The 8217-nt window shown below is 29.5% G+C and carries 9 protein-coding genes; 1 reads left to right on the top strand and 8 read right to left on the bottom strand.

The genetic code is table 11. The features are described 5' to 3' along the window. Both CTN07_RS21675 and CTN07_RS21670 read right to left on the bottom strand, forming a co-directional pair. A partial coding sequence (locus CTN07_RS21675) for a hypothetical protein (RefSeq protein ID WP_146154902.1) occupies positions 1-1013 on the bottom strand: 1013 nt, incomplete at its 3' end. Between the two features lie 230 nt (positions 1014-1243). After that, positions 1244-1639, bottom strand: a complete 396-nt coding sequence (locus CTN07_RS21670) for a DoxX family protein (protein WP_013404582.1) — start codon at positions 1637-1639, stop codon at positions 1244-1246. Between the two features lie 191 nt (positions 1640-1830). On the opposite strand from CTN07_RS21670, the gene CTN07_RS21665 reads away from it, so the two are divergent. Further along, entirely contained in the window at positions 1831-2457 is a 627-nt protein-coding gene (locus CTN07_RS21665; RefSeq protein ID WP_005306865.1) for a helix-turn-helix domain-containing protein, read from the top strand. A 341-nt stretch (positions 2458-2798) separates the two neighbouring features. Here CTN07_RS21665 and CTN07_RS21660 read toward each other — a convergent pair whose 3' ends face one another. The 6 genes from CTN07_RS21660 to CTN07_RS22895 all read right to left on the bottom strand — a co-directional run. Continuing rightward, positions 2799-3428, bottom strand: a complete 630-nt coding sequence (locus tag CTN07_RS21660) for a recombinase family protein (RefSeq protein ID WP_036766312.1) — start codon at positions 3426-3428, stop codon at positions 2799-2801. A gap of 1023 nt (positions 3429-4451) precedes the next feature. After that, complete coding sequence (locus CTN07_RS21645) at positions 4452-5084, bottom strand: OmpA family protein (RefSeq protein WP_005306859.1); 633 nt, start codon at positions 5082-5084, stop codon at positions 4452-4454. A gap of 28 nt (positions 5085-5112) precedes the next feature. Beyond that, positions 5113-6423, bottom strand: a complete 1311-nt coding sequence (locus tag CTN07_RS21640) for a TadE/TadG family type IV pilus assembly protein (RefSeq protein WP_005306856.1) — start codon at positions 6421-6423, stop codon at positions 5113-5115. Positions 6424-6428: 5 nt separating this feature from the next. Continuing rightward, positions 6429-6980 carry a tight adherence pilus pseudopilin TadF gene (gene tadF / locus CTN07_RS21635; RefSeq protein WP_013404573.1) on the bottom strand — a complete coding sequence of 184 codons (552 nt, stop codon included), beginning with the start codon at positions 6978-6980 and terminating at the stop codon, positions 6429-6431. Next, a complete protein-coding gene (locus CTN07_RS21630) occupies positions 6952-7449 on the bottom strand; it encodes a TadE/TadG family type IV pilus assembly protein (protein ID WP_013404572.1) in 498 nt (165 codons plus the stop codon). Before CTN07_RS21630 ends, tadF begins: the two co-directional genes overlap by 29 nt. 41 nt (positions 7450-7490) lie before the next feature. Continuing rightward, a partial coding sequence (locus CTN07_RS22895) for a tetratricopeptide repeat protein (RefSeq protein ID WP_107183762.1) occupies positions 7491-8217 on the bottom strand: 727 nt, incomplete at its 5' end.

The following is an 8217-nucleotide window of genomic DNA, read 5'->3' as shown; positions in this document are numbered from 1 at the left end:
TTCCTTAACTCATGATATTTTGTATGGTCATTACTTTCGAAATAATAATCAAAAATAGACTCATATAACATTTTTAAATATCGACTACTAATAATAGCTGAATTATCATGATAAAATTTCATATCGTTCAATTTAGCATATACATTAATATTATTTTTGATAGCCCATTTTAGCTCTATAGTTTTAATTACAGTATGTTTATCCACTAAGAAATTGTAGTCGTCCTGATTCAATAGTGAATTTGCTTGATCTAAATATTTTCTTGCTTCGTCATCTCTATTGAAATGCATTGCTATATCAGCCTGTAAAGCCAATATGTATGAATGATAGTCATCCCATTCATTACTTGGTATACCATTATCTTGAGTAATTATATTTTTCAATATCTTAGATGACTTATTATAATCTCCAATCGCTATATTATTCTCAGCTATGATTAACTGACTTCTTATTCGTAAGCGATTCCATTTATTATCACTAAAATTTGATATCGGTACAGCATTGAGTAATTGATTCGATGTATGATATCCGTCAAAAAAATTTAAGATACTAGCTAAATTTACAGTTCCAACTGATATCATATACTCATCACCACTTTTTTTCGCTAGTGATAGAAACTCTATAGTTGGTATTAACATGCCATAAAGATCATCTGACAATCTTTTTAAGGTACTGATTTTTAATAATAGATACATTTTTGCATCTATATTTTCATCAAAATAATTATTCATGGTTTCTAGAATATAAGACCCAATTCTAGCTCCTTGTTTTGTATGTAAAATATTTCGGATATCCTCCGCAATAGCCTTATATTCTGATGGATACTTCTCTATCGGAAGCATTAGAAAATTATTAATTATTCTACATTCTTCTTTTGAGCAATATCCTTGTAATTCTATTAACTCTTTCCTATTTTCAAAAGATATATTACGTTTAATTATATTTTGATCTTTAGAAAAAAAAGCAATGAAAACTAAAAATATAAATAGTGGTATTTTAATATAATTCATCATCTTTAGCATACTGCGTTATGAAATCGATGTGATAATACCATGTTTTTTATTATTAACTCTGTTATTTTTATGAAAAGCTAAATCATGTCCTAACATCAAAATTAATGCTATTTAAGAATTGTAATTATCAATTTAATGCTATTTAATATAACTTAATGGTTATTTAACATGAGTACATTACAAATAATTATACAATTTAATGCAATGTACTCTATCGAATAGCATAAATATTATAAATGTTTTACCTTTTTCGATAATGCGCTTCCTGTTAAAACCAGCAATCCAGCAAAAATTGCTAAATTCTTAATAAAGTTCTGCATCTCATGGCCTCTTTCGATCCCAGAATAATTCCAAAAATCATGAAGATTGAAGTTAATAAGCAAAACTAATATTGATAAAGACAAGGCAACAAATTCAGTATATCGGTTAAACATAAGTAGCAATGCACCTAAAATTTGAAAAATTGCCGCTAAAAAGAGTAATGGAGCAACATAATGCATATCATGTCTTTCCATTAAATCTATATGACTATCCCACTCAATAAATTTCATGACACCAGGGATAAAGAAGTATAAAGCAAGCATCCAGCGTCCGATGATTATTGCCCAACGCTCAATATAAATCATTGTGTTCACCTCTTTAAATTATATGTTTAGCTATAATAACTATCACTAATATTATATGTCGAGTACTTTATCAAAGTAACTAACTGCTATAAAAATCAATATTATCAATATAATAATTTCAGTCCTCAGATAACACATAAATATGTATCTATATCACAAATATAAAAAACAAATGATGACAGCTATGGTTAATGAAACATAAAAAAAAGACAATGGTAAAATCATCTATTTCTCATCAGATACTGCTTATGGATTGGATTTATAAAAAAATAGCTTTTATAAGAGAACAAAAAAAAATATCAGCATTACAAATGGCAAAGAGCATTAATGTTACTATTAATACATATGTTAATATAGAGAGGGGACGTTGTGATATTAAGCTAGATAATTTGATTCTAATTGCTCATTACTTGGATGTCTGTCCATCATATTTATTAAATAGAGAGCATGTTTCACTATCCAGTTACTCAACATTAGAGTTACTAATCGAATTAAGCTCACGAGAATTTAACGATCATAAAGTAAAAACAAATTTCTTTATGTATGATCGCTTACGTGAAATTCGACAAAAAAAATGTTTCAGTCAAAAGTATATGACTGAGGTACTTAACTGCTCTCAAGATCACTATTTGAAAATTGAATCGGGGAAAAGATCGCCGCGTCTAAACTTTTACGCTAAGCTAGTGAGTGAATTAGAGATACATCCGAATTTTTTAATTCATGGCACATCCCTATCTCTATCAAAATACAATGAATTAGAAATTATCAATGAATTGAATTCTAGGTATAATCATGCGTATATTGTGAATGCCACGTAAATTTTAAGAAAAACAAACTCTTATAAAAATAACAGCACAATCAATTTGAACTGTTATTTTTTTTGCGGATCTTTTTGTTTTACTTGTTCTTGTTCTAATAGGTACAACTCTAGTAAAAATTTACGTTTAACTCTTTTTAACACACTTTTACTAAGGATTTTAATTTTCTGATTCTCCGTTATCTTCATATCTAGTTCATCTTGGTTAAGATACTCATAAAAAGTGATTTCTCCATTAAATGTTAGAAATCACATAGCAACTTATCTTACTAGAAAATTAAGAATCCTTCATAGATATTTATAATTAAAAAGAATCTTATTATATGCATATAGTATATAATGCTAACTATTCTCTCGAATAAGCTTCTTAGCGACTCTAATAACAGTACGGTTGGATACATTGGTCAGTTTAGCTGTATCACTAATGCTCAGCCGATTTACAACTCTTAATTGATAAATCTTATCATGAAGCTCTAAATTGGGCCTTCTCCCCTTATACTTCCCCTCAGCTTTTGCTTTTTTTATCCCCTCAGCTTGCCTACGGCGTCGATCTTGATAATCTTTCCTTGCTATTGCGGCTAGCATATCCATCATCATGTTATTAATGGCCTTAATCATTGACCCTGTAAACTCATCTGTAATCTGAGGTGACAAGGCTATATGGCTTGTAGGTAAATCTAAGCTAATAACCTTCAATTCTTTCTCGTGGAGCATTTCTTTTAATTTAAACCAACTAGCTTCATCTAAACGAGAAAGTCGATCAATCTGCTCTATAAGAATTGCATCACCAATCGCAGCATCTTCAAGTAAATGCAATAATTCAGGTCTTTGTAATGATGTACCTGATTCATTCTCAATGTACCAACTAGCTATCCGTAATCCTTTATCAGATATAAACGATGATAATATGCTTTTTGCCCTTTTAGCATCCTGATCAGCTGTGGATGCTCTAAGATAACCAAATATGTACAAATCTAACCCCATGTGACATTTAAATAATGATCCTATTAGGTGTGCCATTTATGTTATGACAAAACTATATAAAGCATTAGTTTTTACTAATGTATTATAAGTATACCCAAATGTCACATGTATTTTATATAGAAAGTACAAAAAAATCTTGCAATTACATTGCGTTTAATGGTAGTAACGAGATGATCTTATTGATAGGCTAAAATGATTTGACGTTTCTAATTACCCCCAATCTTTCTTGAGCATCTAAATCTAGTGGATCGATCTTTGCATCATTTAAATCGCTCTGAATTTTTTCAATATCTTGAATTATTGCTTCGCGAATGGTCTCAGATAGTTCAAGCTGAGAGAATGGATTCAATGTCTTTTTGCTCAAACCATTCTGAAAAGAACAAGATTGAGAATAAAGAACTGATGATTCACTATCGTCTAGATGTAAGTGGCATGTATATTTATAACTATAAATCACGAAAAGAGATATAACGATACATGCTAAGGATCCACTCATGATTACAATACTTAATTTTCTAAATAACATGTGAGATATGTCTGCTTTAATCTCTTGAACATGAGATAAAATATCATGGTATTTTATTATTTTTCACTTGAAGGCTAATCAAAAATTCGTATTCAAGAAGATAATTATCATATTTAATCAAAATCTTATTAATCCGTTGATGATTCGATAAATATTCAACTAATTGGGCTCTTGTCATATCCATTTCAGATTTAAGGTAAATAATTCGCTCTTCGAGGAGGGTCATATGAAGCTACCTAATAAAAAACTAAAAGGGAAATTTCCAAATTAAATGAATATTTTGACATTTTGAACATTGATGCTTTTCCTTTATAAAAATTCGTTCATACCAACTTCTTCTAATTCTAACTATATTATTTGATTTACAATATTTGCAAAAGTAAATTCGGCGATTTGGAATGTGATTAACTGAATACATATGAGTAATATTATGAGTTTGATGAATAAAGTAATCCAATATTTTGGATTACTTTATTGCTTATTATTTATAATTTTTTAATTTCTACACGTCTGTTATAACTTCGACCAATACTTGTATCATTAGTTTCTAATGGTTTAAGCTCCCCTTCGCTTATTCCTTGTAACTGAGATCTGTTGACACCATTACCAACGAAAAACTCAATAACAGATTTAGCTCTTCTATACCCTAAATCTTTATTGTATGAAGTTGTTCCTACCGAATCTGTATGGCCTTCAATTAGGTAATTACTCTTACTTGCTTTTACATTTTCAATAAGTTTATTAAGTATATATATTGATGCGCTGGTTAATTTAGAATTATCAAAATTGAAATATACACGAGCGGTTGTATCATCGCGTTCTATACTTGCATTACTAAGTAGATACTCAAAGCATTTTTCACCAGAATTCATTTTACCGAGTATGTTTTTCAATAGTTCTTTATCTACATCAACGATGTCATACTGTTGGATTTGACTATATGAACCTTGATTTAGATAGATACGATCCCCTCGCTCTACTGTAACTTCTTTTTGATATTTACCATTACCAGTATTACAAAATAAAAGAATTGAATTATCAATATCATCAGAATTTTTTGCGTATGAATCAATTGGTGATATTAGTAATATTGATATAAAGATTAAGATTTTTTTCATAATTAGATTCTCAAATTTATTAAGCTGACTATTTCAAGTGACCAATCTCTTCTGTAATTAGAGATAAAATTTGATCAAGTAACTCATCCCTGTATTGAGCCTTAAATACGTTGTCCTCTCCAGCACAATTTAATAAAGCTTTATTTTTATTAGCATCATAATCAAAACCAATAACAGCAATGCGTGTTTTTATTTCTTGGCCACTCGGTGTTTTGTCTAAGTTTAGAGTTTCTCTAATCTTATTACACATTCCTGCGTTCACTAATTTGTTGGCAATTTCTTTATCAGTTTCCTTGTATCCTGAATATGGATAATACCAGTCGTTCCCATCGGAAATAATAATTAATAATCGACGAGAGTTTGTTCCTTTTCTTAACATTTGGGCACTTCTTATAATCCCTTGACAAGATGCAGTTCCATTACCTGGTCTAAATTTCCTTATTTCTTTGTTGAACGTATCAAAATCATTTGTTAAATATATATCATGGAATACTGCATCAGGGTCATCGCTTTTAAATCCACAACTATCGTTACCTTTCTCAATAAAAATATTATTAAGGGTTCTTTTTATATCGACATATTTCTTTTTTCGATGATCTCTTGAGTTTTTCTCAAAATAGTCTTGCTTCATAAAACAAGAATTATAATTATCAAACTTACTATAAGTGTTTGAATTATATGGAGATATACCTATCGTATTTTGATTTTTTTTATCAGCGATATTGATATTATTAAATTTTTCTAATTCACTTGTTACATCGTTAATAACTCTAACTAGATCTTTATATTTTTGTCGACCTCCAGTCCATGGTTCTTCCATAGATTTAGAAAAATCAGCAGCGAAAACAACGTCAACAGCTTCACTTTGATACTTTCTCGCTAGAGAATGTCCCCGTGTTGAAAATGTATCACCGAAACCACTGATAACATTATTACCAGGAAACCAAGAATTCTGTGTAGTCAATGCTTCAACTTCATACTCAAAAAACCTAGATTTTCCTTTATTTAATCCAGAAGAACATTCAGGGATGTCTTCGCAATTGCGTCTATAGATTTTCAAAGATGAAATTGAGTCAATGTCAGTTATATAGGCTTTCAGATAATCAGTGGCAATCCGTCGATTGACTTTACTTCCAGAGCCAAGGCCATCAGAATTAACATTAGGATCATTATGAGCAGCAATGGCTAAAGAAGCTGCTTCTGTAGCATCTTCAATTCGAGCTTTAGTTTGTATAGCTCTTGCGCCATCGCTAGCCAGTGTAAAAATTCCAAATAATACGGGTATCATTATTGCAAATAATATAGATGCATGCCCTTGTTGTGCTTTCTTCAGCTTCACAAGATCTATCTCCCTATTATAACTGATGATGAACTAACATTAGAAAAGTCAATCCCAAGAAAATCGCCAATTAAATTATCTGTTTTATAACATAATGTTACTCTAAATAAAGATGCTTGCCTGTTCCAGGTAGTTACGACTGATAAGTTTTCACTCTTATCTAAGGGATTAATTATTTTACATTGATATCTATCCCCATAATCATAACTAATAACTTTATCAATAACGCCAATTTTCTTAAATGTTAATTCTTCAATTGTCACGCCAAATCTCTCATCGGAGAAACTTGACATAGTTCTTTCCATCGATTTAGATGCTATTTTAGCTAATGATGATGTATCTAATTGAGTAATAATAAAATCATCATCATAAAGTTGAGTTCTTTCTTTTAATATACTTACTAAAGAATAAGATAACCGGTCTAACTTACCTTTTATCGATAACTTTACTATCACATCTACACTAAAAACAAAAAGAATACTTAGGAATAAACCAACAATAGCAAACTCTACTGTGAAGTTTCCCCTTTTATTGGATATTGAATTTATCACGTTCATATTCCTGAATTACAACAACTTCACGACTAAAGATGACTTCATCATCAAAAAAGTAACTAAATAGAGAATCAAATTTATAATCCACACGATAAATAGCAATAGGACTGTTCTGTTCTCTACCACACTGAGCTATATTTTCCCCATCGGGTACATTACACTCTACTGTTACATCTAATAATTTAGCAACATTCTCAATATAATTTATTGAAATAGTAAATTTATTGGGGTCAATAATATCTCCCCAAAGAGAATCACTTTTACTTATCACTTGAGAAAAAAACGTAAGATAATCATCGTGTTTTGTTTTAGATTCTCTCGCAGCTTCAGAAACAATAACATCGCTAACTGCCGATATATACGACATATAACTTATTTCTATCCAAGCCACAACAAATAGCCAAAAAGTCATAAACATCATAACAAATTCAATACTGGCTATACCTTTTTCATTTTTTTTATACCTATTCATTATTTTACCTTAAGCCAAACTAACTATATTTAATGGAATATTTATTTTGATAATAAAGAACTTGATATATTGGCAGTCTTTAACAAGTCATATTTATGATTTATTTCATCATTATTGAATTTTGGCTTAAGAATTTTTTCAAGTAATTCAATATTGTTAGACTTAGATAAGGCAAGTACTAAATTGGAATAAATTTCATTATCATTTCTGTTCTTAGCATATAATTCAATTAATTTATTTGATGCCATCGTATAGTCTTCATCTAGAATGTCTAAGACAGCTAAATTATTCTTTATCTTTATATCATCATATAAATGCAGTCTTGCCATGTTAAAAAACTCTCTTGCGTTTTTGATATCGCCATTACTCGCATAAATTATTGCTATTAAATTCTCTATATCACCACGATTAGGTTCTAGAACATTAGCTTTTTTTGCAATATTTAAAGCTTCCTTATTATTACCTAAATCAAAAAACGCATTTGTCATAATGATTAGTGATTCAACATTATTCATATGATTCGGTATATTATTTACAATAAATAGCGCAGATTCTGGATCATTATAATCTAAATATACTTGAGCTAATTTATTCTTATCGAGATCAAGGTTTTGTTTTTTGATTTTTTCTTTATAAAAATTAATTAAATCAGGATAATTCTTAGTACTTTTAAGCATGATCTCGCGAGCTTGAGAATTATCTAAAGATGATGACGAACAACCAGAGAGAACCAATAATGATAAAAATATTATATAGATGAATTTATGC

This window comes from Photobacterium damselae, from assembly GCF_003026815.1.
In the GTDB taxonomy this organism is placed as follows: domain Bacteria; phylum Pseudomonadota; class Gammaproteobacteria; order Enterobacterales; family Vibrionaceae; genus Photobacterium; species Photobacterium damselae.
Note: the sequence above shows the minus strand (reverse complement) of the source record. Positions and strands in the feature narration are given on the sequence as shown.